Annotated in this window: 21 protein-coding genes and 5 pseudogenes; 10 read left to right on the top strand and 16 right to left on the bottom strand. The window is 59.5% G+C overall.

What is annotated here, in order from left to right:
* The first annotated feature begins 6 nt into the window (after positions 1-6).
* The 5 genes and pseudogenes from OKW40_RS08415 to OKW40_RS08395 form a co-directional block, all read left to right on the top strand.
* Positions 7-1,467, top strand: coding sequence for an efflux transporter outer membrane subunit (locus OKW40_RS08415; RefSeq protein WP_429489197.1), 1,461 nt, complete (start codon positions 7-9; stop codon positions 1,465-1,467).
* A gap of 76 nt (positions 1,468-1,543) precedes the next feature.
* Entirely contained in the window at positions 1,544-2,173 is a 630-nt protein-coding gene (locus OKW40_RS08410; RefSeq protein ID WP_429489196.1) for a TetR/AcrR family transcriptional regulator, read from the top strand.
* Positions 2,174-2,243: 70 nt separating this feature from the next.
* Positions 2,244-2,549, top strand: a pseudogene (locus OKW40_RS08405) (IS6 family transposase); the annotation flags it as partial.
* A 126-nt stretch (positions 2,550-2,675) separates the two neighbouring features.
* Positions 2,676-3,806 carry an IS110 family transposase gene (locus tag OKW40_RS08400; RefSeq protein WP_429489194.1) on the top strand — a complete coding sequence of 377 codons (1,131 nt, stop codon included), beginning with the start codon at positions 2,676-2,678 and terminating at the stop codon, positions 3,804-3,806.
* 285 nt (positions 3,807-4,091) lie between these two features.
* Positions 4,092-4,514: pseudogene (locus OKW40_RS08395) on the top strand (IS6 family transposase); the annotation flags it as partial.
* 239 nt (positions 4,515-4,753) lie between these two features.
* Here OKW40_RS08395 and OKW40_RS08390 read toward each other — a convergent pair.
* Positions 4,754-6,397 (bottom strand): acyl-CoA synthetase, encoded by a 1,644-nt coding sequence (locus OKW40_RS08390; RefSeq protein WP_429489192.1) that lies wholly within the window; start codon positions 6,395-6,397, stop codon positions 4,754-4,756.
* 132 nt (positions 6,398-6,529) lie between these two features.
* Here OKW40_RS08390 and OKW40_RS08385 point away from each other — a divergent pair, with 132 nt between their 5' ends.
* A complete protein-coding gene (locus OKW40_RS08385) occupies positions 6,530-7,084 on the top strand; it encodes a tautomerase family protein (RefSeq protein WP_429489190.1) in 555 nt (184 codons plus the stop codon).
* A gap of 71 nt (positions 7,085-7,155) precedes the next feature.
* Here the strand turns inward: OKW40_RS08385 and OKW40_RS08380 are convergent, their stop codons facing one another.
* The 6 genes from OKW40_RS08380 to OKW40_RS08355 form a co-directional block, all read right to left on the bottom strand.
* Positions 7,156-8,073, bottom strand: coding sequence for a LysR family transcriptional regulator (locus OKW40_RS08380; protein WP_429489189.1), 918 nt, complete (start codon positions 8,071-8,073; stop codon positions 7,156-7,158).
* Between the two features lie 98 nt (positions 8,074-8,171).
* Positions 8,172-8,834, bottom strand: coding sequence for an OmpW/AlkL family protein (locus tag OKW40_RS08375; RefSeq protein ID WP_429489187.1), 663 nt, complete (start codon positions 8,832-8,834; stop codon positions 8,172-8,174).
* A 70-nt stretch (positions 8,835-8,904) separates the two neighbouring features.
* Complete coding sequence (gene fahA / locus OKW40_RS08370) at positions 8,905-10,233, bottom strand: fumarylacetoacetase (protein WP_429491933.1); 1,329 nt, start codon at positions 10,231-10,233, stop codon at positions 8,905-8,907.
* A 31-nt stretch (positions 10,234-10,264) separates the two neighbouring features.
* Complete coding sequence (locus OKW40_RS08365; protein WP_429489185.1) at positions 10,265-11,494, bottom strand: CaiB/BaiF CoA transferase family protein; 1,230 nt, start codon at positions 11,492-11,494, stop codon at positions 10,265-10,267.
* Between the two features lie 2 nt (positions 11,495-11,496).
* Positions 11,497-12,267: an enoyl-CoA hydratase/isomerase family protein gene (locus tag OKW40_RS08360; protein ID WP_429489184.1), complete on the bottom strand. Its 771-nt coding sequence runs from the start codon at positions 12,265-12,267 to the stop codon at positions 11,497-11,499.
* A gap of 226 nt (positions 12,268-12,493) precedes the next feature.
* A complete protein-coding gene (locus OKW40_RS08355) occupies positions 12,494-13,297 on the bottom strand; it encodes an SDR family NAD(P)-dependent oxidoreductase (RefSeq protein ID WP_429489182.1) in 804 nt (267 codons plus the stop codon).
* Positions 13,298-13,423: 126 nt separating this feature from the next.
* Between OKW40_RS08355 and OKW40_RS08350 the strand changes: the two genes are divergently transcribed.
* On the top strand, positions 13,424-14,035 hold the full coding sequence (locus OKW40_RS08350) for a TetR/AcrR family transcriptional regulator (RefSeq protein WP_429489180.1): 612 nt from the start codon (positions 13,424-13,426) through the stop codon (positions 14,033-14,035).
* A 4-nt stretch (positions 14,036-14,039) separates the two neighbouring features.
* Here the strand turns inward: OKW40_RS08350 and OKW40_RS08345 are convergent, their stop codons facing one another.
* Positions 14,040-15,077 (bottom strand): AraC family transcriptional regulator, encoded by a 1,038-nt coding sequence (locus OKW40_RS08345; protein WP_429489178.1) that lies wholly within the window; start codon positions 15,075-15,077, stop codon positions 14,040-14,042.
* A 211-nt stretch (positions 15,078-15,288) separates the two neighbouring features.
* On the opposite strand from OKW40_RS08345, the gene OKW40_RS08340 reads away from it, so the two are divergent.
* The gene (locus tag OKW40_RS08340) at positions 15,289-16,695 is read left to right on the top strand and encodes an NAD-dependent succinate-semialdehyde dehydrogenase (protein ID WP_429354519.1); all 1,407 of its coding nucleotides are present in this window, start codon (positions 15,289-15,291) and stop codon (positions 16,693-16,695) included.
* Positions 16,696-16,736: 41 nt separating this feature from the next.
* Complete coding sequence (locus tag OKW40_RS08335) at positions 16,737-16,934, top strand: hypothetical protein (RefSeq protein WP_429489176.1); 198 nt, start codon at positions 16,737-16,739, stop codon at positions 16,932-16,934.
* Between the two features lie 825 nt (positions 16,935-17,759).
* Here the strand turns inward: OKW40_RS08335 and OKW40_RS08330 are convergent.
* From OKW40_RS08330 to OKW40_RS08300, 7 genes and pseudogenes are all read right to left on the bottom strand, one after another.
* Positions 17,760-18,005 (bottom strand): annotated as a pseudogene (locus OKW40_RS08330) (transposase); the annotation flags it as partial.
* A 297-nt stretch (positions 18,006-18,302) separates the two neighbouring features.
* Positions 18,303-19,433 carry an IS110 family transposase gene (locus OKW40_RS08325; RefSeq protein ID WP_429489174.1) on the bottom strand — a complete coding sequence of 377 codons (1,131 nt, stop codon included), beginning with the start codon at positions 19,431-19,433 and terminating at the stop codon, positions 18,303-18,305.
* A 499-nt stretch (positions 19,434-19,932) separates the two neighbouring features.
* Positions 19,933-20,958, bottom strand: a pseudogene (locus OKW40_RS08320) (IS110 family transposase).
* A gap of 266 nt (positions 20,959-21,224) precedes the next feature.
* Complete coding sequence (locus OKW40_RS08315) at positions 21,225-22,412, bottom strand: thiolase family protein (RefSeq protein WP_429489172.1); 1,188 nt, start codon at positions 22,410-22,412, stop codon at positions 21,225-21,227.
* 101 nt (positions 22,413-22,513) lie between these two features.
* The gene (locus OKW40_RS08310; protein ID WP_429489170.1) at positions 22,514-22,738 is read right to left on the bottom strand and encodes a ketopantoate reductase C-terminal domain-containing protein; all 225 of its coding nucleotides are present in this window, start codon (positions 22,736-22,738) and stop codon (positions 22,514-22,516) included.
* On the bottom strand, positions 22,698-23,441 hold the full coding sequence (locus OKW40_RS08305) for a 2-dehydropantoate 2-reductase (protein ID WP_429489168.1): 744 nt from the start codon (positions 23,439-23,441) through the stop codon (positions 22,698-22,700). The genes OKW40_RS08310 and OKW40_RS08305 overlap by 41 nt, the downstream gene beginning before the upstream one ends.
* A 397-nt stretch (positions 23,442-23,838) precedes the next feature.
* Positions 23,839-24,174: a hypothetical protein gene (locus OKW40_RS08300; protein ID WP_429489166.1), complete on the bottom strand. Its 336-nt coding sequence runs from the start codon at positions 24,172-24,174 to the stop codon at positions 23,839-23,841.
* Positions 24,175-24,454: 280 nt separating this feature from the next.
* On the opposite strand from OKW40_RS08300, the gene OKW40_RS08295 reads away from it, so the two are divergent.
* Complete coding sequence (locus tag OKW40_RS08295) at positions 24,455-25,042, top strand: TetR/AcrR family transcriptional regulator (protein WP_429489164.1); 588 nt, start codon at positions 24,455-24,457, stop codon at positions 25,040-25,042.
* A gap of 264 nt (positions 25,043-25,306) precedes the next feature.
* Here the strand turns inward: OKW40_RS08295 and OKW40_RS08290 are convergent.
* Positions 25,307-26,036 (bottom strand): annotated as a pseudogene (locus tag OKW40_RS08290) (IS6 family transposase).

The raw sequence follows: 26,036 nt of genomic DNA, 5'->3' as shown, positions 1-26,036 counted from the left end.
ACGCTCATGCTACCCAAACCCATCCTTGCCGCGGTCATTGTCGCCAGCCTTTCGGCAGGCTGCGCTGTAGGCCCCGATTATGTCCGGCCCGATGTAGCCATGCCCGAGCAGTTCCAGGGCCAGGCCGCGGTGGATCACCGGCACGCGGCGGCCAGCGCCGACCTTGTCACGTGGTGGACGGGTTTCGGTGATCCGCAACTCACACGATTCGTCACGCTCGCACTGGATCAGAACCTGGACCTCGCGCAGGCCGCCGCTCGCGTCTCGCAGGCGCGCGCGGGACTTGGCGCGGCGAATGCCGCGCTGCTGCCGTCCGGCACTGTCAGCGGGCAGGCGGCGCGAGTCTACCAGTCGGTTGAAACCCCCCTGGGGCGAGTTCTGAATTCGACGCCCGGTTTCGATCGCTACGGCAACGACTATGAGGCCAATTTCAACGCGAGTTGGGAACTGGACGTGTTCGGAGGCCTGCGTCGCGGGCGGGAAGCGGCACTTGCCGAATACCAGGCTTCGGAAGCCGGTGCGGTGGCCACGCGCCTGGCAGTGGCGGCGCAGACTGGCGATATTTACATCACGATTCGTGGATTGCAGGCCCGTCTGAAGGTTGCCCGGCGGCAGGTGCAGACGCAGCAGGATCTGCTTTCGACCATCAACCTCCTGTATAGCAAAGGATTGGCGGCCGACCTTCAGGTGAGCCAGGCCGAAGGTGCGCTGTCCCAGGTTCAGGCATCCGTCCCGGTCCTCGAGGCGGGTCTGGATGCAGCGATGAACGCGCTGGATGTAATGCTGGGTTCACAGCCCGGCACGCATCGAGCCGAACTGGTCGAAGCTGGTGACATCCCGGTCGCCCCGCGGATCGCGGACACAGGATCGCCGGGAGAGTTGCTCAGGCGCCGGCCCGACCTGATCGTGGCCGAGCGTCGCCTCGCCGCATCGAACGCGCGCATCGGCGTGGCCATCGCCGAGTATTACCCCAAGGTGTCGCTCAGTGGACTGCTCGGCAGCGCCACCTCGGTGGCCAGCGGCAACCTGTTCAGTAGCGGCGCCAGTCAGGCCGCCGGCGTGCTGGGGCTGCGCTGGCGTCTGTTCGATTTCGGCCGCATCAATGCGCAGATCGGGCAGGCCAGGGGCCAGGAGGCCGAGATGCTCGCCGCGTATCGGCTGGCAGCACTGCACGCGACCGAGGATGTCGAGAATTCTTTCTCGGCGCTGGTCAAGCGCGAGGAGCAGGCCGCGGTGCTCACCCAGGGAGTGGATTCCCTTGGCCGGGCGCGAGCGGCCTCGTTCGCAGCCTATCAAAAAGGTGTCGTCAGCCTGATTGAAGTCCTGCAGGCCGACGACAACCTGCTGCGCGCCTCCGATGAGCGGGTGCAGGCGCAAACGGAATCGGCACGCGCAGCGGTTGCTGCCTTCAAGGCGCTCGGTGGCGGATGGCAACCTCGCGAATCCGAAGCGGTCGCCATCAAATAGCAACCCTACGCACCCAACGATTTGCCGGGAGCGTGGATTCTGGCCATCGTTCTTTGCCAGATGAGCGCTTTGCCGCATGCCACACAAACGGATGACGCGAGCAGAAAGCCGCGGGCGAACCCGGCGGCGCCTGCTCGACGCAGCAGCGTCAAGCATCGCCGAAAAAGGGTTTGCTGCGACCAGCGTGGAGGATATCGCAGCCCAGGCCGGCTATACCCGCGGCGCGTTTTACTCGAACTTCAGCAGCAAGAGCGATCTATTCGTCGAACTGCTCCGTCTCGATCACCAGAACATGCAAGAAAACCTGCAGAAGCTGCGAGACGCCGCACCGTCCAGCGAAAACCTGCAAGTGCAGCTCACCTTGTTGTACGCGCAGTGCTATCGCGACGACAACAACTACATCATCTGGGCTGAGGCACGTTTGCATGCCATGCGTGACGCGAAATTCCGGCAACATGTGAATGCCTTATGCCTGCAAAAGCGCGATATGATCGCGTACTTCATTGAGCAGTTATGCCTGCGCCTCAACATACAGTTGCCGGGCCCTTTCGCCGACCGCGCGCTCGCCGTTATCGCATTGATCGACGGCATCCTCTACTTCAACATGACGATGCCCAATGATCTGTCGAACGCTTCGGCCGAAGCGATTTTGAGCAACGTTTTGACAAAGATGTTCTGCAATGCACCGGTCCTGACTAAAACATAGTTTGATCTTGGGTTCTGTTGCAGTAAGGGGCCAGGTTAAAAATTGAGCAGCAAATTTTTTGAGCTGTTCGATGAAGAAGACGAAGACATCGCGATCTGCGCTTGCCCCGGGCCTGGCGAAGGTCCTGAAGCGGCTTCACTACCCGCTTGAAGTGATTTTGCTGTGCGTACGATGGTACGTGGCCTATTCGTTAAGTTTGCGCAATCTTGAGGAGATGATGGACGAGCGAGGTATCGCGGTTGATCATTCGACAGTGTACCGCTGGGTAATGAAGATATTGCCGCTATTCGAAAAGACGTTCCGCAAGCACAAGCGTCCGGTAGGGAAAAGCTGGCGAATGGACGAGAGCTATATCAAGATCAAGGGCGAGTGGAAGGCAGTATGACTTTCCGTGAGGCAGAGGCTGGCCCGCCGTGAGGAATCAAACGCGGGTTAGCATGTCTGCCAGAGCCGCACGGTGTGGACAGGGCCACACCCGGCGATTTCCGGCACGGAGGCCAGCATGGAACACAATAGCACGGTGTACGTTGGACTCGATGTTCACAAGGAATCGATCACGGTCGCCTATTCGATCGATGCCGGCGAAGTCGAGTTGCTCGGCAAGATAGGAACGACCCCGGCAGAGATTGATCGGCTGTGCAAGCGGCTGCAATCGAAGGCACGGCGCGTGTGCGTGGTGTATGAGGCAGGTCCCTGTGGCTATGGTCTGTACCGGCGACTGGTCGAGCAGGGTTTCGAGTGCATGGTCTGTGCGCCGTCACTGATTCCAAGGAAGCCGGGTGAGCGCGTGAAGACCGACCGGCGCGACGCAATCAAGCTGGTGCGCGCGCTACGTGCGGGTGACCTCTCGGCCGTGTACGTGCCTGGCGTTGAAGATGAAGCGTTTCGGGATCTGGCTCGCGCGTGGGCATGCGCGCGGGATGACCTCAGACAGGCACGGCATCGACTGAAGTCCTTCCTGCTCGCGCACGGCGTGCGCTATACCGGCAACGCCAACTGGGGCCCCGCCCATCGACGCTGGCTGAGTGAGCATACGTTTGACAGCGAGTGGCAACAACTGGCGTTTAACGAACACCGGCGCACGATCGAGGACCGGCTTGCGCAATGCGAGCGTCTCGAGACCGCCTTGCGCGAGGCGGTGATCAACTGGCGGTTCTATCCGGCCGTACTCGGGTTGCAGGCGATGCGCGGTGTGCAATTCGTCACGGCCGTCGGAATGCTCTCGGAACTTGGTGACCTATCACGATTTGAACATCCCCGTCAGTTGATGGCATGGCTAGGAGTGACACCGTCGGAATATTCCTCGGGCGGCAAGCGGCGTCAGGGCAGCATTACCAAGACCGGCAACAGCTACGCCAGAAAGCTGCTGGTCGAGGCGGCCTGGAGTTACCGGCATCCGGCGCGCGTGAGCCGCGACATCCAGTGCAGGCACGAGGGCATCCCAAAGGCCATCATTGATCGTGCCTGGGACGCACAGGTACGGTTGTGCCGACGGTATCGCAAGCTGGCCGCACGCGGCAAACACGTCAATATCGCGGTGGTTGCCATTGCCCGCGAACTGGCGGGTTTCATCTGGGACGTTGGCCGTCTGGCGATGTCGCTCGCCATACCGCACAATGCAAAGCCAGCGTAAGCGTAAGCTGGCCTGTCACGCAACCACCAACGATATTGCACGAGTTTCCTGAAGGCGGCGTAGCCCGGCACTCGAGTAACCCGCGGAGGTATTTCGCAACAGGCATCACCAATTTGCGGCGGAAGAAAGCGGCAGGCTCATGAGGCGGACCCCTGTAATGCGGTACCCAACCCGCGGATATCAGTGTGACCCACCGTCGAGACTTACTGCTACGCCGCCCTCAGGAAATTCACGCGCGTATGGAGTCAAACCGAAAAAACCTATCCCGATTGACACGGAAAGTCATATCAATATCTTTATCGGGCAGTGGACAAGGCGGGCGACACGGTCGACTTCCTGCTCAGGGCGAGGTGGGACAAGGTTGCCGCTCGGCGATTCTTTGAAAAAGCGATCGCCCGCAATGGTGCGCCAGAAACCGTGACCATCGACAAAAGCGGCTCCAATCTGGCCGGGTTGAATGCGGTGAATGCCGATCGCGAGACGCCGATCAAGGTGCGCCAGATCAAGTACCTGAACAACATCGTCGAACAGGACCATCGGGCTATCAAACGCCGGACCCGGCCGATGCTGGGGTTCAAGGATTTTCACTGTGCGAGGATCATTCTCGGCGGCATCGAGGTAATGCATATGATCAGCAAAGGATAGATGAAATGTACGGGCAAAGCCCCGTTGTCTGCTTCCCAGATGTTTTACTCCCTTGCCTCATAAGCAATACTGACCATATCGACATTTGTTGCCTCGTCACGCTTACTGCAACAGAGCCTGTTTGCCGACGTGCCACCATTACCATGAACGTCGCTGCCCAGATCCGGAACCCGCACCGGTGACGATAGCGATTCGGGTGGCCAGACTTCGAGTCATTGCAGTCGCCTCGATTCGGGAAATCAGTTGCGTGACTCATACGCCGTGTCCATATGGGACTCGCCGGTACAAGTTCGAGGTCGGAATCAATCCGGCTTGGAGTTCGAAGCCTGTGCAGGTTCGATTCTGGTGCGTAGTTCGAACTTCTGGACTTTCCCGGTCGAGGTTCTGGGAATGCGATCGAATTTCACGGCCTTGGGTACCTTGTAACCCGCGAGGAAACTGCGACAGTGCGCGATGATTTCCTCGGCGGTCAGAAACTTTCCTTCCTTCAACTCTACGAACGCGCATGGCACCTCGCCCCATTTCTCGTCTGGCATGGCGATCACGGCCACCGCGGCGATTGCGGGGTGGCGATAAAGGACATTCTCCACTTCGATACTGGAGATGTTTTCTCCGCCAGAGATGATGATGTCCTTGCTGCGATCGCTGATGCGGATATATCCGTCATCCATGATGACGCCGATGTCGCCGGTGCGGAGCCAGCCGTCAGACAGCGCTTGTGCCGTCGCGTCGGGGTCTTTCAGATAGCCTTTCATACACATGTTGCCGCGGAACATCAGTTCTCCGATCGTCTTGCCATCCCGGGGTACGGGTTCGAGTGTCTCGGGGTCTAGTACCGCCAGCGATGATTGCAGAAGATATCTGACGCCTTGGCGGGCGGTCAGGTCTGCTGTCTGCTCTTCGGTAAGCGACTTCCAGTCTTCTTGCGGAGGGCACACTGCAGCAGGGCCGTACGTTTCAGTCAGGCCATACGTATGGATGGCATCAAATCCCATCCCGTGGATCTTGGCGAGAACCACGGGAGGAGGCGCCGCGCCAGCAATCATGGTCGAGACACGGTGCCTGATGCCTTCACGCCACGTGGCGGGCGCGTCGGCCAACGCGCTATGAACCACCGGTGCTCCGCAATAATGCGTCACGCGCTCGTCCCGGATCAGGCGCCACACTGTCTCAATATCGAATCTGCGAAGGCAGATATTGACGCCGGCGCGCGCTGCGATTGCCCACGGAAAGCACCACCCATTGCAGTGAAACATCGGCAAGGTCCAGAGATATACCGGGTGTTTCGGCATGTCCCACTCGAGGATGTTCCCCAATGCCGCCAGGCAGGCGCCTCGGTGGTGATACACGACGCCCTTGGGTTTTCCTGTTGTCCCGGACGTGTAGTTAAGCGCGATGGGATCCCATTCGTCGCGAGGGCGTACCCAGTCGAACGCCGGATCGCCCTCGGTCAGGAATTGCTCGTAATCCACGCCATGCGGCGCATCGTGTTTCGCGGCGGCGAATTCGTCATGGACGACGATCACGAGCGGCCGCAGTGTTTCAAGCACATCGTCGCCGATCAGGTGCAGGAATTCCGAATCGACGATGATAGCTTTGGTTTCGCTATGGTTGAGCATGAAACCGATGGCGCTGGTTTCGAGTCGCGTATTTAGCGTACTGAGTACGGCCCCGGACATGGGAATGCCGAAATGCGCTTCGACCATGGCTGGCGTATTGGGCAGCAGAACCGAAATCATGTCGCCCGGCTGGATGCCGTGCATTGCCAGGGCGCTGGCCAATCGGCGCACACGTTCATAGGTTTCCGCCCAGGTGCGGCGAATCTCTCCGTAGACCACGGCAGTACGGCCGGCATAAACCTCGGCGGCTCTGACGATAAAGTCGATCGGCGTCAGGGATACGAAATTGGCGTCGCGTCGTTCAAGGCCATTCTCTAATGTGGTCACGTGCGTGTCTCCCGTTATAGATATTTGGTGCGAGACACGATCGTAGCGAATTGGAATATTTTTATGATAAAAGATATGGATATTGAATATAAATAGAATAGATTTGACGCGTATTTCCTCGAGGAAGAATATGTGGGTTACGTAGCCATTGGATTGAATAATGGTTATGAAATTAAATATTGTTTTTCCAATCAATGGAGAGAGGCGATGCCACTTTGGAATGTTTACCATCCGGTCGGCGCATTTTCGACCAAGGACAAGAAAGAATTGTCGGAGAAGATTACTGGTCTATATGCTCGTATTCCGATTCCAAAATTCTATGTACTCGTGCTTTTTCACGCAGTGGAAAGAGATTCGTTTTATGTGGGGGGAGAGTCGCACGGCAAATTTGTCCGACTTTCGATCGACCATATTGCCCGAACGCTTCCGGGGCCGATCCTGCGCGAATTCTGGGTGAGATTGGTCGACGAGACTATCGCGCCGTACGTCAAGGACCGGGGCTTCGACTGGGAAATCTCGATTGACGAGACGCCGGCCGATCTGTGGTCGCTGCAGGGTGAATTGGCGCCGCCGTTCGAATCAGTGGCCGAAAAACGCTGGGTCGAGGAAAATCGCGCGAGCCCTTACACGCTGGCGGAGAAAATCCCGGTGAACCTGGTGTTAGGGCCGGGATTGACCGACCGGTAGTCGTACATGCTGCGGTCAGTGCTGCTCAAGGGCTGACCGCTTCTGCATGCTGTGTGGCACTGGTGATTGGGTCACGCGGCAACGGATTCGACGCGTGTTTTTGGCGAATCAAATGCTGCCGAATTTCGCTCGGTCCAATCGTAATCCCTAGCCGCTCCGAGAAAGATTTCGAGATGCTCGTGGGATTGACTGGAGGTCCACTGTAGACCCACGGTCCGCGTGATGTCGAAATCCTGAAGCGCAATCATGGCGATGCCCGGTGCGCTGAATGTTTTCGGTGCGAGGGCGATTCCAACGCCCGCCGACACTAGATTCAAGGCACCTTCGACCTGATCGGTCGTATAGATGTAGCGTGGTTTGATGTCGCGATCCGCGAACGTTTTTAAAATCGCGGGGTACTTTTCGCAGGATCGACATAGGATCAGGGGTTGCTCACTGAGCGCGGAGACGGCAACCGCGCCTTGCGAGGAGAACGGATGACCTTGCGGCGTCGCGACAACGAAACGATCCTGAAACAGCGGATTGAAGGTCGACACGGTGACGCTACTGTCCTCGCCGAGGATCAGGCCATGAAGTGTTCCGGAGCGTAGCTGGGTAATCAGATCTTCGCGGTTGCCATCGGTGAGAGTGACGGCAATTTCAGGGTGCCGATCCTGGAACTGCTTCATCAGGCGCGCGATATAACGCGACGGAATGGTCCAGTGAATCCCGATGCGCAGAGCAATTGAGGTGGGACCGTGCTGTACGGAGTTCTTGAGCCCCGACAGGCGGTTCACGATTGTTTTTGCTTCCTGCAATAAACGTTGCCCCGCGGTCGTCAGCGAGACCCTGGTGCGGTTTCGAATGAACAGTTGCGCTTCGAGATCAGCCTCGAGCTTGGTGATGCTGGCCGACAGCGCCGGTTGAGAGAGGCAGACTCGTTCGGATGCCTTGGTGAAACTGCCCGTTTCCGCGATTGCTATGAAGTGCTTGAGCTGCCGGACTTCCATGACTGCTCCTTATTCGGTTTGCCTATGGGTGCGACGCCACGCTCGATGTCAGAGCGCTGTGCCGTCATTCCAGGTTAGCGTTTATCCAATGCCGCGTGTCAGAAACGCATGCCGACACCGACTCCGAAAAGCCATGGATTGACTTTCAGGGTGCCGAGTGATGCACCGCCCAGCGTCGCATCGGTGTGCGTATAGATTTTCTTCACGTCCAGATTGAAGAAGGTCCGCGCGGTGAGGCGAATGTCCACCCCGGCCTGGAACGCCGGGCCGAAGCTGTGACGGGTAATCTCGAGCTTTTGACCCCCGGCGCTCAGGTTGCTGTTATATAGCAGCGTGTAGTTGATGCCGGCGCCCACATACGGATTGATCAATCCGTTGGGATTGAAGTGCCATGCGGCCGTGAGGGTGGGGGGGAGCAAGCTGACGCGACCCAGCTCGCCGAGATTCGATGTCACTGAGACGCGCGGACTCCCCAGAATCAGTTCGATACCAATATGGTTGGTTGCCATATAGGTAAAGTCCACTTCGGGAGCGAGCGTGTTGTTGACGCCCGTGCCGATGGCGTTGAGTATGCCTGTGGATTGAGCGACCGGTTCGAGGCTGACCAGGCGGAAGCGCGCGAGGATATCGCCTTGGTCAGCATGGGCAGTCGTCGTCAAGCCGATTATGATGGCCGTCACGAAGGGCGTGACGACACGACTAGGTTTCGAATACGTGCAGCGATACGCCGGCGACTCCGCCAGTGCCGAGTAAGCGTTCATTCTTTGTCTCCAAGCTATTTATTTGAAAGTACAGCGAATGCGTGTCGTCAATGACACGCAGCACAGCTAATCAGACGAGCATACGAGCGGGCCTTACCTCGCCTCGGCTCTCGCCGAAGCCGATTCGCACGAAACCTGCGCGTTCGCAGTAACCCTTCAAGGTAATCGCATCGCCGTCCTGCACGAAGGCGCGATCCTCTCCCGAGGACAGGCGCACGGGTGCTGCGCCGTTACGCGCGAGCTCCATCATCGCGCCGGCTTCCTGAGCACCGGGTCCCGAGACAGTGCCCGAACCCAGCAGATCGCCGCGGCGGAGATTGCAGCCATTGATGGTGTGATGCGTGACCATTTGCGCGATGGTCCAGTACTGATGGCGGAAGCTGGTCGCGCAGAGCCGGGTCGCCGGAAGATTTTCCCGGCGGGCATGCGCGGTTTCCATCCAGACTTCGAGCTGGATGTCGAGCGCCCCCGATTCGCGATTGCGGGATGAGTCGAGATAGGCCAGTGAGGCAGGATCCTCGCCACGACGCGGCAGCGCGCTGCGGAATGGCGCGAGCGCTTCCATGCTGACGATCCATGGCGAAAGTGTGGTGGCGAAGTTCTTCGCAAGGAAGGGGCCGAGCGGATTCATCTCCCATGACTGGATGTCGCGTGCCGACCAGTCATTGAGCAGCCCGATACCGAACACGTGATCTTCCGCCTGATCGAGCGGAATCGCTTGGCCGCGCAGGTTCCCCTGTCCGATATAAACGGCCAGCTCCAACTCGTAGTCGAGCTTCGCGGTCGGACGGGCCTCGGGTGCGGTGCCGCCCGCAGGAAACACCTGCCCTATGGGCCGGCGGAAGGTATGTCCCGAGATATCGATGCTGGAGACTCGCCCGTGATACGCGAGCGGCAGCCAGCGGAAGTTCGCGCCGATCTCATCCGACCCGAACAGACGCATGATATTGGTCGCATGATCGATCGAAGTGTAGTAATCGGTGTAGTCACCGATCTGTACCGGCAGCTTGAATAGCGCCTGGTCGATCGGGACCAGGCAGCGGCGTACCTCTTCCGCGACAGCGGATCCTTCCTGATCGTGCAAGAGCGCGAACAGTGTGTGCCGCAGCGCGCGCCAGGCGTGAGGGCCCAGGGCCATCAGCTCGTTCAGTTGCGGCGCCGCGCCGGCGGCGATGGCCACGCGGCCAGCATCGTCTGCCAGGTTTGCCTGGGATAGCAAACTTAGATCGACGATCTGGTCGCCGATTGCCACGCCGCCGCGATAGGGCACGCTTTCGCCTTTCGGTCGGAACACGCAGATCGCGAGGTTCTGGATCGGGAAAGCGCATCCGGTCTGATTCGCCGAAGCGAGCCAGCTTCGTGCGGAGGCGTCGTGCGTGTGATTCAACACTTCATGCATAACGGTTTCCTTACCAACGGAAGGCTGATCATCATTCGAAAGCGCCCAAGGGGGTGCGTCGGCTGAGCAGGATGCCGCGCGCCTTGAGCTCGCCGATCCTGGCGTCATTGACGTGTTGCTCGCGCAACAGCGTTTCGTTGTGCTCGCCTTGAAACGCGGGGATGCCGGGGCCGGGCAGTGTCGATTGGCTGAAATGCCAAGGGGCGCCGGGCATGCGGATGGTGCTGCCCGAACGATCGTCGACGTTGACCAGCGCGCCCCATTCGGACACCCAGTCCATCTCCGCGAATTCGTTGACGCTGCGGATCACACCGATCGCGAGGCCGGCCTCGCTGACTTGTGTCTGCAGGAGTTCGAGATCCTCGAAGGTGACCAGCCAGGCCTTGATTTCGGCCAGGAGGGTCTGCAGATGCTGGCGGCGCAGCAGCGCGGTCTGGTAGCGCGGGTCCTTGCGGAGGTCGTTGCGTCGCATCATCGCGCTATAGCGGATGAACATCGGGGTATAGACAGGACTGCCTGCGATGGTGATACGGGTGCCGTCCGGCAAGGTATAAATATGCGAATCCGCTGCGGAGAGAATCGTCGGCTCGCCTTCGGTGTCGACGCCCGAGAGTTGCGCGCCCAGTCGCTCGTTGACCGCGAGCATGGTGGCAGCCATCGAAACATCGATGTGCTGGCCTTCGCCGGTCAGGTTGCGATGCTGCAGGGCCGCGAGGATGCCAATCACGCCTTGCATACCAGTGTAGACATCCGCATGACTACAGGCATCGTTGCGTGCCTCGTTGAGCGCGTCGCCGAAATGCTGTTCGATGATGTCAGTGAGACCCGATTCGGCCTGCACGGTCGGCGCGAACGCGGGCCGGTTCTTCCACGACGTCGTCTGGCCGTACCCGCTGAGGGACGCGTAAATCACGCGCGGATTGTACTGGCGCACCTGCTCGTAGCCGAGCTCGAAACGGTCGAGCGTGCCCGGCCGGAAATTCTCGACGATGATGTCGGCTTCCGCACAAAGCTGCGCGACGATCTCGCGAGCCTCGGCATAGTTGAGGTCGAGGCTGAGGTTGCGCTTGCCGGCGTTTTGTTGGATGTAGTAGACCGACATGTCGCCGATCAACGGCATCCCCATCCGGCCGACATCGCCGGACGGAGGTTCGATCTTGGTCACGTCCGCGCCCAGATCGAGCAGGGTCTTGGTGCAGAGCGGACCCGCCAATACGCGGGTGAAGTCGACCACCCGGAGTCCATGAAGCGGTGCCGACATGATCAATCTCCTTCGAATACGGCGGTGCCGGGGCCGGTCTTGAAGAACGCCTCGATGCCGCGGATACGGTCCTTGGCTTTCCATACGTCGAGATTGATTTCGATCTGCGCTGCGTCGGCGGCACCGATGCCGCCTTGGGCGCACAGATTCGCCTGGCGTTTGATGTTCCTGAGGATCGCAGTGGGTGCGGCCGCGAGCTGACGCGCGAGTGACAGCGATGCTTCCGGGAGTTCGGCTTCCGGCACCACGTGGTTGACGATGCCCCAGCGCTCGAACGCCTGCGGGGTGTAGCGCCGGCCGATCATCGCGATTTCCTTGGCGCGCGCCACGCCGGCGCGCTGCACTAGCCGCTGGGTACCGCCCAGCAGCGGCAGCAGACCCACGACGCTTTCGACCTGGCCGAGGTAGGCGGTATCGGCGGCGACAATTATGTCGCAGGTCAGGGCCAGCTCGAGTCCGCCGCCGAGTGCGCCGCCATGGACCGCGGCCACGGTCGGGATCGGTGTGTTCTCAAGTACGTCGAACAGTTCGAACAGACGCTCCCGATCGTGTTGTATCGTGACAGATCCATCGAGCAGCATCTGTAGTTCTGCACCTGCGCAGAAGTGACGCATGTCGCTGCGCAGAAGAATGGAACGGCAACCTTCTTCTACCGCTTGTCGATAAATGCTGATCAGATCGGCAATCAGCGCGTCGTCCAGCAGGTTTTGCGGGGGTTTTGCGAGCGAAACTACACCTACCGCACCGTCGCGTGCGTATTTGATGGACGCCATGTGGGGTCTCCGTGTTGGGATTCTGCGTCAGTTCGGCGCGTGGGAAGATCCCGCCGCGCCGAACTGATCGTCTGCAGACTATCCCGCATCACACCCGCATCGCACAATGTCCGATCGCGCCGATATTGCAGGTTCAAAACTGTCACGGTAGATGTTTCGGGCCGTGGTGATCGTCACGGCCATGGCTGCATGAAGAAAGAGGAGACCTTGGTGAGCGGACGAATCGTCAGGCAGTCGTCTTGTGATAACGCTGTGCGGGCTCGGCGCGCGACAATTTTCCCGCAAGCGCGATGCGCGCGGTTTCGAACGCATCCCATTCGGCAATGTCGGGCAACGAGGGCGAGGTCATGAACTCGCCGAGATCGAGGCCGACGAGTGCGGCCTCGACCATCGCATCCGTCGACATCACCATCTCCTTCGGCAGATTTTCCACCGGCAGTCCGGCGTTCGCCCAGATATCGGTCGCAGTGGCGCCCGGCAGGACCGCCTGCACGCGTACGCCCTTATCGGCGAGTTCATGTTTCAGCGATTGGCTGAAGGCCAGCACGAATGCCTTGGTGCCGCCATACACGCCATTCAGTTGCTCCGGTCCGATCGACACCGCTGACGCGATATTGATGATGGTGCCGTTGCCGCGCTTGACGAAGCTCGGGGCTACTGCATAGGTCAGACGCACCAGCGTGTCGATATTGAGCGTCACCATCTGGCTCATCTCGTCGACCTTCGAGTCGAGCAGCGGGGTGACTGCGGCGAGGCCGGCGCTGTTGACGAGCAGCGAGACGCGCGCGTCGATACGCAGCAGTTCCTCGACACGCTGTAGATCGGCGCGATTCGCGAGGTCGGCCGCGATGGTCTCCACCTTGCGGCCGGTATTTTTCGTAATGTCGGCAGCCAGACTGTTCAGGCGATCGGCGCGGCGCGCGATCAGGATCAGGTCATAGCCGCGCTGCGCCAGGTGCTCCGCGTAGGAAGCGCCAATGCCGGCCGAGGCGCCAGTGACGACGGCATAACCATTCACTTTGGTTTTCATCTAAAAGCTCCGGATCAAGAGTAAGCAGGAAACGTGGGAAACCCGTGGATACGGCTTTGTAAACCGATCTGTTTACATCGCGCTTTGAGGTATACTGATCGGTGTACACTGTCAACCGATATTGAAATGGCGGGCGTGGAAATGAACAGAGCGGCGGAAAATCTGGCGAGTGGTCTTGGCAAGCGCGACGAAATCGTGCGCAGCGCATACGGCGTCTTTTACGAACATGGCTTCCACGCGGCTGGCGTCGACAGTCTGCTCAAGGGCACCGGAATCTCGAAGCGGACGCTTTATCAATACTTTGCCTCGAAGGAAGACCTGATCCAGGCCACCATCGAGCATTACCGGCAAAACGCCGCGTTGGAGATTCGTGGGTTCGTCGATGCCGCGAAGGTGCGCAACCGCCTGGCGCGTCCACTGGCCGTGTTCGACTGGCTGGAAATGACGCTTCAAGCGGGACACAAGTTCGGCTGTTTCGTCATTAACGCAAAATCGGAATACGACGGCCGACATGCCGCTATCGAGCGCAGCTGCGAAGGCTATATCGACGATCTGGAGAGGGTGTTCACGGAGCTGTTAGTCGAGGCGGGTTGTCCGGAACCGAAGCGGGTTGCCCAGCAACTCCTGTTGCTGTTCCAGGGCGCGACCGTGAATACCCAGGGAGGCAAGCATCCCGGGCTGGTCCGCGTAGCGAAGATGGCCGCGAAGGTGCTGCTGGAAAACGCGAGTGCCGGGTGAGGCGTCACTCTTCGCGATAGTGGGTGGGCGGAACGCCGGTCCAGCGCCGGAAGGATTTGCGGAACGCGGTGGCGTCAGAGAATCCAATGCGGGCCGCGATGGACTCGATGGACAGACTGGTGTTTTTCAGAAATTCGATGGCCAGTGAGCGGCGCACATCGTCTAGTATCGACTGATACGACGAATCATCGGCGGCGAGCCTGCGATGCAGGGTTCTGACCGACATGCCGAGTCGGCCCGCCATTTCCTCGGCGGACGGAAATGCGCCTGTCGCGTTGAGGCACGCCGCACGAATCCGGTAGGTGAGATCCTGGGTTTCCGACTGCTCCGCCAGCACACGTTCGCAAAGCCGCTGGCAGATGCGCGCAGTAATGGGGTTGGCGTTCGGGCAGGGCAGGTCCAGCACCGCGGTGTCGAAATGCCATTCCATGCGGTCGGCCCCGAATTCGACCGGGCAGTTGAACATGCGTTCCCAGTTGCGCCAGTGAGCGGGGGCTGGGAACGATAGAACCATGCGCTTGGAGGGAAACGGCGCGCCGAGCACCGCGCTGAACAGCGCGGTGATCGAGCTGCGCCAGAATTCCGCCACGAACGGCAGCAGGTCGCCGAGCGACGTGTAGCCGTGGCTGCGCAGGATGCCGGTGTCGTCTTTCTCGGAGTAGCTCACACCGAATACGGCGCCAGCCATCGATACATGATCGAGGCTGAATTTGAGTGCATCGCCAAAGGTGGCGCTGCTCACCATCGCGTAGCCATAGATACCGAAATCGCTGATGCGTTGGCGGGCGCCCGCCAGCAAGCCCACGTCGGGCCGGCGCGCCAGGCGGCATGCATTCCGGTAAATCAACAGGCGCTGGCGGTGTGAAATCCGCGCCTGATCATCTTCCAGCTGGCGCGCATCCGCCCCGGTGCGAGCGAACAAATCATTCACCGATATCCCCTCGGCTGCCAACTCGGCTGCCAGTGCCGCCAGGCCAAGCAGATTTTGCGTAGGCGCATCGGGATCCGCATGCATGGCGGTGGTGAAGTTTGAGATTTGCATGGTTTCTTTCCTGGCAGCGATCCCGCTGATTATATTTCCTCTTCGGTTCGACTGTCAGTTTTGGACTCGGTAAATAGGCAGGAAACGACATTGTGCCGACCTCGGTTTGCTGCGATATTTCTCGTGAATCTAGGTATTTACGTAGCCGGGCGAGATGAGCATTCGTTTTGCCGGTGACACTATCAGGGCCTCGTGCCGAAGGAGTTTTCGTATGCAATATCAGACCGTCAATCCGGCGACCGGCAAGCTGACAAAAGAATTTGCGTTCGCAACCAGTCAGGAAATCGACGCTGTGCTGGAGACCGCCCACAAGACTTTCGAAACTGATTGGCGGCATCGGCCGGTGGGGGCGCGCGCGGAGATCATGAAGAAGGCGGCCGCGAATTTGCGGGAGCGGGCCGAGGAACACGCGCAGATCCTCACGCAGGAAATGGGCAAGCGCATTTTCGAAGCGCGAGCGGAAGTCGATCTGTCGGCGAGCATTCTCGAATACTACGCGGAGCGTGCGGAAGACTATCTGCAACCCAAACCGCTCGCCGATGTGCCGAATGCCGAAGTGCAGACCCATCCGATCGGCGTGCTGTTGGGCATCGAGCCGTGGAATTTCCCGTATTACCAGGTCGCGCGGGTGGCCGGGCCGCAGCTGATGGCCGGCAACGTCCTGATTCTCAAGCACGCGGAAAGCGTCCCGCAATCGGCACTGGCGTTTGCGCGTCTATTCGAGGAAGCGGGTGCGCCGGCCGGAGCATATACCAACGTGTTCGCGACCCTTGACGACGTGGGCCGTATGATCGACGATCCGCGCGTCAGGGGGGTCACGCTCACGGGCAGCGAGCGGGCCGGCGCGGCGGTTGGCGAACGCGCGGGACGTAACCTGAAGAAAGTGGTGCTCGAACTGGGCGGTAGCGATCCTTTGATCGTGCTTGAGGATGCTCCGCTGGATTGGGCTGTCAGCAGCGCGCTGATCGGGCGCATGTTCAATTGCGGGCAGTGCTGCGTTGGCACGAAACGCATCATCGTGGTGGGTCGCGCACGCGGCGAGGCGTTCCTACAGGAACTCAAGAAGGCCATGAGTGGTCTCGAGCCTGGTGATCCCTCGGACGAGAATACCGTGCTGGGGCCGATCGCGTCGGAGCGTACGCTCAACAATCTGCTCGACCAGATCGCGCGTGCCGAAGCGGGCGGGGCGTTAATCGCCCATGGAGGCAAGCGTATCGACAGGACGGGCTTTTATCTCGAACCGACCATCCTCACCAATATCACGGAGAGCAATCCGGCGTATCGCGAGGAATTTTTCGGGCCGGTCGTGTCGTTTTACGTGGTCGATGACGAAGCGCACGCAGTACGTCTGGCCAACGACAACCCGTATGGCTTGGGCGGCTCGGTACTTACCGCCGATTCGGCGCATGGTCGCGAGATCGCTTCCCGGATCGAGAGCGGGATGGTTTTCGTCAACCGGCCGTTCGGTACGGCGCCGCAACTGCCGTTTGGCGGGGTCAAGAACTCCGGCTTTGGACGCGAACTGTCAGCAGTGGGTTTCGACGAATTCGTGAACAAGAAACTAGTCCACGTCGATCCGGTGGGCACGCATCCGTTCGGGCCGGCGGCTGCCGCATAAGCGGATGGTGATGAAATGATGAGTAAATCTGAAATTGTTTTATGTCACCCGGTCCGTACCGCGATCGGGGCATCAATGGCGCGTTGAAAAGCATCCCCGCGACCGACCTGGGTGCGGTGGTGGTGCGTGAGACGCTGTCGCGCGCCAAGCTCGATCCGGCGCGCGTGGGTTCGGTGGTACTCGGCAATGTGGTTCAGGCCAGCAACAAGATGAATCTGTCAGCGAGGCTTGCAGGTTGACCAGGTAGTTCGCGGGCTGGGCGGGAGCGGCAAGCGCGGTCGATACGCTCGTGCCGGAGTTTAGCTGAATCGCCGTATTGGGATTGGCAAGGCTCGTGATCTGCAACCCGGAACCCGAGGCCGACGGCGTGACTGCGACGCAACTGGTTGCTGATATGACTCCGTGTGTCAATCGGGATTGTTTTTTCAGTTTCCAAATGGCAGGTTATGCGGAATTTGCTGAGGGCGACGTAGCAGTACGTCTCGACGGTGGATCACGCTTCTATGAGCGAAGCTCTGTCAAGATCGCCTATGCCAGAATTTTCATAACCTGTCTCCGTTTGTTTGGTCTGAAGTCGCTGTTGCGCTCGTGAGAAGAACCAGCATCTCACCACCTTCTTCTATGAAGGGTAAGTAATTGTCAAGGCCCGGTTTGCACAGATCCCTCCTGAGACGTCATCAAGTTTACGAGGTCGCTTGTCAGGAAAGCGCGTAGCAAGCGTCAAGGGCAGGCGAAGCCTGGCGTCAGCGGCCCCCTTGACGCTGCGAAGCGCGATACGCTGGTACGGGGTGGCGGGCGCGTGGGTTATTGCGCCTGCCACCATGCAGGCGGCATTCGTGTAGCCGTGCTTGCCATGACACGTCCGATTCTGCGCACCTCCCTGGCACTGCCTGGGCAAACGTGAAGCCGGTTGTCGCGCGCGTGGGACATGGCGTCCCGACCTTCTTCTATCCGCCGGCGTGGAGCCAGCCTGATGCAGTATGCGCAGTGCGCCGGAAAGCGTTCCGGGGAGGTACCCCATCTATCAGCATCGGTTGCATGAACAACCACGGTGGTGAACGGGTAGCCTCGAAACAGCCGGCCTGAATCCAGCGTTGCGTCTGCTGGTAGACCAGTTCCCAGGGCGGAAAGTCATTTGGCAACAAACGCCATGGTGCACCCGCGCGTACGATCCAGCGCAGCGCGTTGAACATCTCGCGCAGTTCGTAACGGCGTTGCGGTGCGTCCCTGTTCATCAAGGTCAGGTACGGAGCGGCGAAGTACCATTCTTCGTCCGAAACATCCGTTGGGTATGGCCTGCGTTTTTTCATCCTGCCAGGATGATATGACTTCTCGTGTCAATATGATCGGTTCTGTGTTTTCGATGTTTGAATTTCCTGAGGGCGACGTAGCAGTAAATCTCGACGGTGGATCAAGCTGATATCCGCGGATTGGCTACCGCATTACAGATGTCCGCCCAATGAGCCTTCCGCTACCTACCACCGCAATTCGGATGAGATCCGTTGCCTACCCTGGTCGCGGGTTACTCGTGTGCCGGGCTACGCCGCCTTCAGGAAACTCCTGCACGTGTCGTTACGGTGGATGCAGACGCAGGGCATTGCTGTACATCATGGCATCTGTGTCTCGCGCGGTATGGCCAGCGACAAGGAGAGCCGGCAGATGTCCCAGATGAATCCGCTGAGTTCACGGGCAACTGCGACTACGGCGATATTCTTCTGCTTGCCGCGCGCGACGAGTTTGCGATAGCGTCGGCACAAGCGCACCTGTGCGTCCCAGGCTCGATCTACAATCGGTTTAGGCAGACCTTCGTGACGACGCTGAATATCGGGGCTCACACGCGCAGGGTGGCGATAGCTCCATGCAGCTTCAACTAGCAGCTTTCTTGCATAACTGTTGCCGCTTTTAGTGATGCTGCCCTGACGACGCTTGCCGCCCGATGAGTGCTCGGACGGCGTCACCCCGAGCCACGCCATCAACTGGCGTGGGTGCACGAAGCGTGAGAGATCGCCCAGCTCGGCGAGCATGCCCACTGCCGTGGTGAACTGGACACCGCGCATTGCCTGCAGGCCCAGGACGGCGGGATAGAAGCGCCAGTTGACGACTGCCTCACGCAGCGCGGACTCCAGCCGGTCACATTGGGCGAGCCGGTCTTCGATCGCGCGACGTAGCTCTTCAAACGCAAACTGCTGCCACGCACTGTCGAAGCTGTATGCGCTCAGCCAGCGTCGGTGCGCCGGCCCCCAGTCGGCAGAGCCGGTGTAGCGCAAGCCGTGCGACAGCAGAAAGGCTTTTACCCGTTGCCGTGCACGCTTGAGGTCGTCCTTGGCAATCACCCATGCGCGGGCCAGATCCCGGAATGCTTCATCGTCGATGCTGGGGACGTATACGGCCGACAGGTCGCCGGCACGCAGCGATCGGACGAGCTTGACGGCATCACGTCTGTCAGTCTTGATGTGCTCACCTGGCTTGCGGGGAATCAGCGAGGGCGCGCAGACCATGCACTGGAATTCTTTCTGGACAAGCTGCCGGTAAAGCCCATATCCGCACGGACCGGCTTCGTAGACGATGCTGACGCATCGCGCTTTAGATTGCAGTCTCTTGCACAACCGTTCCACGTCGGCCTGCGTAGTACCGATCTTGCCGAGCAGTTCAACCTCGCCCGAACCAATGGCATAGGCGACCGTGATCGAATCCTTATGAACATCAAGACCCACGTAAAGAGTGCTTTCGTGCTCCATGCTGGCCTCCGCGTCGGAAATCGCCGGGTGCGGCACGTCCGCACCGTGCGGCTCTGACAGCAATGCTAACCCGCGTTTGATTCCGTTGCGGCAGGCCAGCCTCTGTCCCGCAGGAAGTCATACTGCCTACCAGGTCCGACAAAAAGTGCCTAACACCCTATAAGGGCTTCTACAAGGGCTTCCCCGTTGAGCACAAGCTCAATCGAGGTCCGCTGTTGATACATGCTGCAATGCCGCGCTAGTGCATGTGAGAAGGTGAAGGACTGCGGTTCTACAACCGGTCATGTTGGGCCGATGGCCCGGACCCTGATGAAAGACGCGCGCAGGGGCCTCATTCTCTAGCCGGGAATGGATATCCCCGCCGTGCTAGCCAGGTACGCCCCGCGCGGGTCCAACCCGCTTCACATCACCGCTGGCAGTGCAAAGTGATCGTTTCTATGTGCTCATGATGTCCGTGCTCAAGTCCAGGCGTGGGTAGATCGACAGGCTCGAATCGAATTCAGTCTGCCGCAGGTTCGAGCTCGAAGTCCTCGCCATATTTCAGCGAGGCCCACGCCAATCTCGCGTTCTTTGCGGCAATCGCGATGGCGGCCCGCCAATAGCCCCGGCGCTCGACCAGGGTTCGGATCCACCGGCTGAAGCGATCCTGTTTCTCGCCGAGACTGGCAATAACGGCACGGGCGCCGTTGACCAGCAGGCCGCGCAGATACGGGTCGCCTGCCTTCGTGATGCCGCCCAGCCGCGCCTTGCCTCCACTGCTGTATTGACCCGGCGTGAGTCCGATCTAGGCTGCTACCTGCCGGCCATTTCTGAAGTCGTGCCCGGCACCGATACTCGCGAGCAACGCGCTTGCCGTAGTTGGGCCGATGCCGCGCAATTGCATTAACCTCCTGCTGCGCGCATCTGCACGCGCGATCTCGGCGATTGCACGGTCGTATTCGAGCAGGCGATTCTCAATATGGCCAGCATGCTCAAGCAGATCGCTGATGCTGCGCTTCGCCCACCCTGGCAACGAGTCCAGATGTTCCGTGATGTACCTGCGCAGTTTCTCCGGGCTCTGTGGCAGCACCACGCCGAATTCCGAGAGCAGGCCTCGCAACCGGTTGTAGGTCGCGGTCCTCTCTTCTACAAAGCCTTGTCGCGTCCGGTGCAGGCAAAGCGTCGCCTGCTGATGTTCATCCTTCAACGGCACGAAACGCATGCTTGGACGCGTCACGGCTTCGCAGATCGCAGCAGCGTCCGCCGCGTCATTCTTGCCGCGCTTGCCGGACATGCGATATGGCGCGACAAGGTTGGGCGCCATGAGCTTGACCGTATGGCCGTGCTGCTGGAACAGTCGGGCCCAGTGGTGTGCGCCCGAGCACGCTTCCATGCCAATCAGGCACGCTGGCAACTGTGCGATCAACGTAGCCAACTGATCGCGCGGAACACGCGGCTTGATCAGCATCGCTTTGCCGGCCTCGTCTACGCCGTGAACGGCGAAAACGTTCTTGGCAAGATCGATTCCGATAGTGACAATAGGCATGGACTTCCCCTTTCGCTGGTGTCGATGAACGTTCGCAACTTCATCTTGGCACATTGATGCCGAATCGCGGCTTTTGCCGCAGCCTCGGGACGGGGAAGTCCCTTTCATTCTCTAAGAGGCACAAGGAAGCGGAAAATCAACATCGCCGAAGGCCTCATGCAATGATCCGGACGGGGCCTTCACGGCTGCCATGTCCTAGATCGACGCCGAACATTGACGCTGGTCTAGTTGACGAGTCAGTGACCCTTCGCTGCTCATGAAGGGGGTCAAAGGAGTTCGACCGCAAGCGCAATACCCTGCCCGCCGCCGATGCACAGCGTGACGATGCCGCGCTTCAGGCCATCGCGCACCAATGAGTGAAGCAGGCGGGTTGTGAGTACAGCGCCTGTTGCACCGATCGCGTGGCCGTGCGCGATCGCGCCACCCTCCACGTTGACTATCTCGTCCGGCAGCCCAATTTGTTTCATGACTGCTAGCGGGACAGCGGCGAAAGCCTCATTAATTTCAACCCGATCAACATCGGTCAGGCGCCATCCCGCGCGCTCAAGAACCAGCTTGACTGCGGGCGCAGGCGCGATACCAAAGATGCCCGGCTCAACCGCAGATACTGCAAACGCAACCAGCTTCGCAACAGGCTGAATGTTGTTCCGATCGGCGAAAGCCCTTGTAGAAACGAGCATGCCAGATGCTCCTGAGTTCAAGCCTGGCGCGTTGCCTGCCGTAATGGTGCCGTCCGGCCTGAAGGCTGGGCGCAATTTGGACAGGGTTTCGAACGTCGAGTCAGGGCGCGGCTGCTCATCAACGGAAAACTCGACAAGTCGTTTGCCAAGAGAGATCTCAAGAGGGATGATTTCTTCCTTGAATTTTCCCTTTGCCTGGGCGTTCGAGAAGCGGCTCTGTGACCGCTCTGCCCAACGGTCCTGCGCCTCCCGGCTGATATAGTATTCCTTGACTAGATCTTCCGTGTGCCAGCCGGAGTGCTCGCTTGAGAATGCATCGTTCAGGCCATCGTGCAGCATGCTATCGATAATGTGCGCATGCCCCATGCGGCTGCCCCATCGACCTTCCAGAAGGAGATAAGGCGCGCGGTCCATGTTTTCCATCCCGCCGGCAATGACAGCCGCGGCCGCGCCAAGTGCTACCTCCTGAGCGGCTGTTACGATAGCCTGTGCTCCGGAGCCACATACGCGATTCACGGTCAGGGCAGGGGAAGACACAGGAAGGCCGCCCTTGATTGATGCCTGGCGCGCCGGATTCATGCCATTACCAGCCTGAATCACGTTGCCGAAGACGGCAGATTCAACCTTCGAAGCAGGCAACCCCGTTCTACGAAGGACCTCCTTTACGACGGAGGCGCCCAGGTCGGTGGCCGGGACACCCTTGAGAGAGCCGTTGAACGCGCCAATCGCGGTACGGACCGGTGCGGTCAATACAATTTCCGTGTCTTTGAACATATCATTTCTCCGTGTGCTGCACGTGTTTGCTGACAGCGACGCACACCCATGCGTGCGTCAATCCTGCTGGAGGTTTTGGAACAAAACATCGTCGCGCTGGGTTACGATGCAGCGCGCTGAAGTCCGTATGCCTGAAGGTGTGAATAAGCGACGTCAAGATAAGGCGTTTCGATCGCGTGCTGCCTTGCACGTTGGATCATGTCGCCAACGATGGCGTCCGATTCGATCTGTTGAGCGCCAGCCTCGATATCACGCATCATCGAAGCCGCCCACTTTGAACTCGGATCAAAGCAGAGAACCTTCCATGCTGCGGACAGCAGCATCATCAAGACCAAATCCCGATTTCTGGGCTACCTGCAGGCATTCGTCAATCAATGCGCGAATCAGTTGCTCACCATTGGTCGTATGCATAATTTGGCCGATTGTCGAGCGCATTAGACAAGTGGCTCCAGCGCCTGCACAAATCATGACCCATTTCTCCCAGAGCTGAGCTTCGATCCGCTCCGAAATGTTTCGATCCCCTCCAGTGCGAGAGAACAGTTCGAAAATTTTTCGGGCAGCATCAGCCTGAATTGGATCGCGCTTCCCGACGATCAGCTTATCGAACGGACTCAGATGTGCGATGTCACCGTTCGGCAACAGTTTTGTGGCGATATAGGCGATACCACCAACCACGCGGTGACGGCCGAAGCGGCGGTCGAGAGCGTCGTAAGTCGAAAGCCCGTTAAGCAAGGGGAGGATGACAGAGTTGTCTGCAATGGCGGGGGCAATCGAAGCAATAGCGGCATCGAGGTCGTAAGCCTTGCAGGTGAGAAGCACCATGTCATACAGTGGGTCTACGTCCTCGGCCAATACCGTCTTGACCTTTGACTGGATGTCGCCGGAGGCACTCTTTACGACAATCCCGTTTGCCTGCAGGGTATCCTGACGCTTTGGCCTAACGAGGAAGGTCACATCGACCCCCGCCTGTAAAAGTCGGGCACCGTAATATCCACCGAGGGCGCCTGCTCCCAGCACTAGAATTTTCATTTAATCACCATTGTCAAGACATCTGTCGCTCGCGCAAGCTCCCGCCAGATAATGGCGTGCTCGCCGGGCAAAACACCTGCCGTTGCAAGTTCCGAACGGCAGGTAGAGTTACTTCCACGCCCCCTTTACTGAAGCACCGCGTTGCAATTGCCTTCTTGTCGGTGCAGTCATTCGGCCCCACGCCCGTTGCAGACGATCGAGCGCCTTTCCTTTCCAAGAGCGGCTTTTGCCGTTGGCGCGACAGGAATGGCTGTCGTGGAGCACGACAAATTTTCGGGTCCTCGACTTTGATAGCTTGTACCGGCAACCCGTAGGTCCTCCAAATTCGCTGGATTCGCAGGTTCGCGACTTGCGCGACATGCGTTTACCTCCTGAGAACAGGGCAATCTTGCGGGGGCTATCGGCGGCGAACGCTGCAGTCGCCCGAGGTTCCAATCGACGTGGCGCCGCGTCCGCTATCGCCCGCCATCTGCATGGGTTCGTCAGGGACGACCGACGTCAAAACCGTCGAAGGCAGATGCCGCATGTCGTTCGGGCTGACTTTGCCGGCGAACTTCCATCCGCCCGGCAGCTTGACAAAGGTGAAGCCGGTCGGCTTGTCGACAAAGACGTCGAAGTTTTCCGCGGGTGCCACGACAGCCCCCTGGCTGGTTCCTGCAGCCACCTGTGCAAAGACGGTGGACGAGGCCGCTACGATCGTGGCAGCAATCAAGTTGCGAAGTACCGGTTTCATTTTGAGCTCCATTTCAATTGAGGAAAGGTGCATGCCGACGACGGCACGGCCTGGTTGCCACATTAATTCGCCAAATATGTGTCGATCGATACAAAATATTAGACCTCAAAAATTGACCTCAGTCCATGTTTTTGTTATGATCGTTACAAAAAAGAGCAATGGGCTCATGATCCAATCAGGGACGCGGAGAAACATGATGGACGGTCGAGTTGATGCAGCGGCTTCGAAAAGGCGGGGCAGGCCCCGAACCTTCGACCGCCATGCCGCGTTGACATGCGCGATGGAGATGTTCTGGCTGAAGGGTTTCGACGGCTGCGCGATTAGCGACCTGACTGCCGCCATGAACATCAATTCGCCAAGTCTCTACGCCGCGTTCGGTAGCAAGGAAGACCTGTTTCGCGAGGCAGTCGACCTCTACGGGACGCTTGAGGGAGAGGCGACTCGGTGTGCGTTGGGGGGGGCACGCAGCATCCGAGATGCGCTTGGCGCGATGCTCAAGCGTAGTGTCGACACGTTCACGCGCGGTCCGCAGCCACGCGGTTGCATGGTGATGCTTGGCACGCTGAACATCAGTGCCGACCAGAGGGAGCTTCGTGCGCTGCTGCGCAAACGGCAGAGGCAGATCCTCGACGTGATCTGCAAGCGCATCGCGCTGGCAGTCGACGACGGCGAAATCGCGCAGTCGGTGGACATCGATGGTTTGTCAATGATGTGCGCGGTGCTGTTTACCGGCCTGGCGGTCCACGCCCATGACGGAGCCGGCCGGGCGAAGCTGAATTCGGCAATCGATGCCTTCATTGCCACTTTACCGGTAACGGGCCAGTCCAAGGCCGCGCCGCGCGTCGCGGCTGGAAAAAAGGCACCGTGACACCGCAAGGCTTGTCATGAGCAACTGGAAAACCGCAACCAGCATCATGTAAAGTGGGCCGCTATACCATCGTTATGGCCGATGTACCTCGGAAGCCGCCATTGGAACTGCTCGGGGCCGAACGGCAGCTCAGGGTCGAACCGAGCCTTTCGGCAAACATTGAGCGCGAGGAATGAACGACTTCGGGTGCTACGCCGTGTCCGGCTGGCGGGCTTTGTCAACTTGCCGGTAGCGAGACGAAATGGTGCCAGAGGTCACCATTGCTCAGCACGCACTCGACGGATTCTGGGTGAGGTCGGTGAATTCGTGCCACGCAGCGAATCGAGCCGCGAGGTGTTTGCGATAGAGCGCAGCACGCAGCAGATGCCGCTTGAGCGCGAAATGCTGCCGTATCGGACCGAAACACGAGAGGAATGCCTGCGTGCGTTTCCAGTCGCGAAATCCCCGCATGCGACGCTCGCGTTCGCGGTAGGTTGGTAGCTGTTCTCCGCCCGATTGTTCACGCGCGCGGCGGCTCTAACGAACACGTGTTTGACGTTCGCCAATTCAGGAATGTCGCCTTTGCGGCCGGGTAGCTGCGCAACTGGTGGGTCACGATCTTGCGCGGCACAGGGCATGAGCGAAGTGGGCGGTTGAAGAAACGTTTGGCTGCAGCCTTGTCGCGCCGATTCCGCAAAGGATCCCGAGTTCGGCACCGTGCTCGTCGGCGGCCGGCCACAGCAGGTATGGCTCACCGCGCAGCGTCACGAACATCTCATCGAGATACGGTGCTGCCCGGTTTGCGGCGTGCAACCTTGACGCGATGCGCGAAGCCCACGCCGAACTTGTCGCACCATCGGCGGATCGTCTCGTAGCTCACCACCACGCCGCGTTCGAACAGCAATTCCTCGATATCGCGGAGGCTTAGCTGGAAGCGGAAATACCAACGCACCGCGCAACTGATGACTGCGGCGGGAAAGCGGTGACCGTGATAGAGCCAGTTCGTCTTTTTCAT

Source organism: Paraburkholderia sp. RAU6.4a, assembly GCF_050435625.1.
In the GTDB taxonomy this organism is placed as follows: Bacteria; Pseudomonadota; Gammaproteobacteria; order Burkholderiales; family Burkholderiaceae; genus Paraburkholderia; species Paraburkholderia tuberum.
Note: the sequence above shows the minus strand (reverse complement) of the source record. Positions and strands in the feature narration are given on the sequence as shown.

What these genes read in the sequence shown, in the direction of transcription:
- OKW40_RS08345 (WP_429489178.1), bottom strand. Translation starts at nt 15,077, where the DNA reads ATGCAAATCTCAAACTTCACCACCGCCATGCATGCGGATCCCGATGCG.
- OKW40_RS08365 (WP_429489185.1), bottom strand. Translation starts at nt 11,494, where the DNA reads ATGTCGGCACCGCTTCATGGACTCCGGGTGGTCGACTTCACCCGCGTA.
- fahA (WP_429491933.1), bottom strand. Translation starts at nt 10,233, where the DNA reads ATGCATGAAGTGTTGAATCACACGCACGACGCCTCCGCACGAAGCTGG.
- OKW40_RS08360 (WP_429489184.1), bottom strand. Translation starts at nt 12,267, where the DNA reads ATGGCGTCCATCAAATACGCACGCGACGGTGCGGTAGGTGTAGTTTCG.
- OKW40_RS08325 (WP_429489174.1), bottom strand. Translation starts at nt 19,433, where the DNA reads ATGGAGCACGAAAGCACTCTTTACGTGGGTCTTGATGTTCATAAGGAT.
- OKW40_RS08340 (WP_429354519.1), top strand. Translation starts at nt 15,289, where the DNA reads ATGCAATATCAGACCGTCAATCCGGCGACCGGCAAGCTGACAAAAGAA.
- OKW40_RS08415 (WP_429489197.1), top strand. Translation starts at nt 7, where the DNA reads ATGCTACCCAAACCCATCCTTGCCGCGGTCATTGTCGCCAGCCTTTCG.
- OKW40_RS08295 (WP_429489164.1), top strand. Translation starts at nt 24,455, where the DNA reads ATGGAGATGTTCTGGCTGAAGGGTTTCGACGGCTGCGCGATTAGCGAC.
- OKW40_RS08310 (WP_429489170.1), bottom strand. Translation starts at nt 22,738, where the DNA reads ATGATGCTGCTGTCCGCAGCATGGAAGGTTCTCTGCTTTGATCCGAGT.
- OKW40_RS08400 (WP_429489194.1), top strand. Translation starts at nt 2,676, where the DNA reads ATGGAACACAATAGCACGGTGTACGTTGGACTCGATGTTCACAAGGAA.
- OKW40_RS08375 (WP_429489187.1), bottom strand. Translation starts at nt 8,834, where the DNA reads ATGAACGCTTACTCGGCACTGGCGGAGTCGCCGGCGTATCGCTGCACG.
- OKW40_RS08305 (WP_429489168.1), bottom strand. Translation starts at nt 23,441, where the DNA reads ATGAAAATTCTAGTGCTGGGAGCAGGCGCCCTCGGTGGATATTACGGT.
- OKW40_RS08315 (WP_429489172.1), bottom strand. Translation starts at nt 22,412, where the DNA reads ATGTTCAAAGACACGGAAATTGTATTGACCGCACCGGTCCGTACCGCG.
- OKW40_RS08335 (WP_429489176.1), top strand. Translation starts at nt 16,737, where the DNA reads ATGTCACCCGGTCCGTACCGCGATCGGGGCATCAATGGCGCGTTGAAA.
- OKW40_RS08380 (WP_429489189.1), bottom strand. Translation starts at nt 8,073, where the DNA reads ATGGAAGTCCGGCAGCTCAAGCACTTCATAGCAATCGCGGAAACGGGC.
- OKW40_RS08355 (WP_429489182.1), bottom strand. Translation starts at nt 13,297, where the DNA reads ATGAAAACCAAAGTGAATGGTTATGCCGTCGTCACTGGCGCCTCGGCC.
- OKW40_RS08300 (WP_429489166.1), bottom strand. Translation starts at nt 24,174, where the DNA reads ATGAAACCGGTACTTCGCAACTTGATTGCTGCCACGATCGTAGCGGCC.
- OKW40_RS08350 (WP_429489180.1), top strand. Translation starts at nt 13,424, where the DNA reads ATGGCGGGCGTGGAAATGAACAGAGCGGCGGAAAATCTGGCGAGTGGT.
- OKW40_RS08410 (WP_429489196.1), top strand. Translation starts at nt 1,544, where the DNA reads ATGCCACACAAACGGATGACGCGAGCAGAAAGCCGCGGGCGAACCCGG.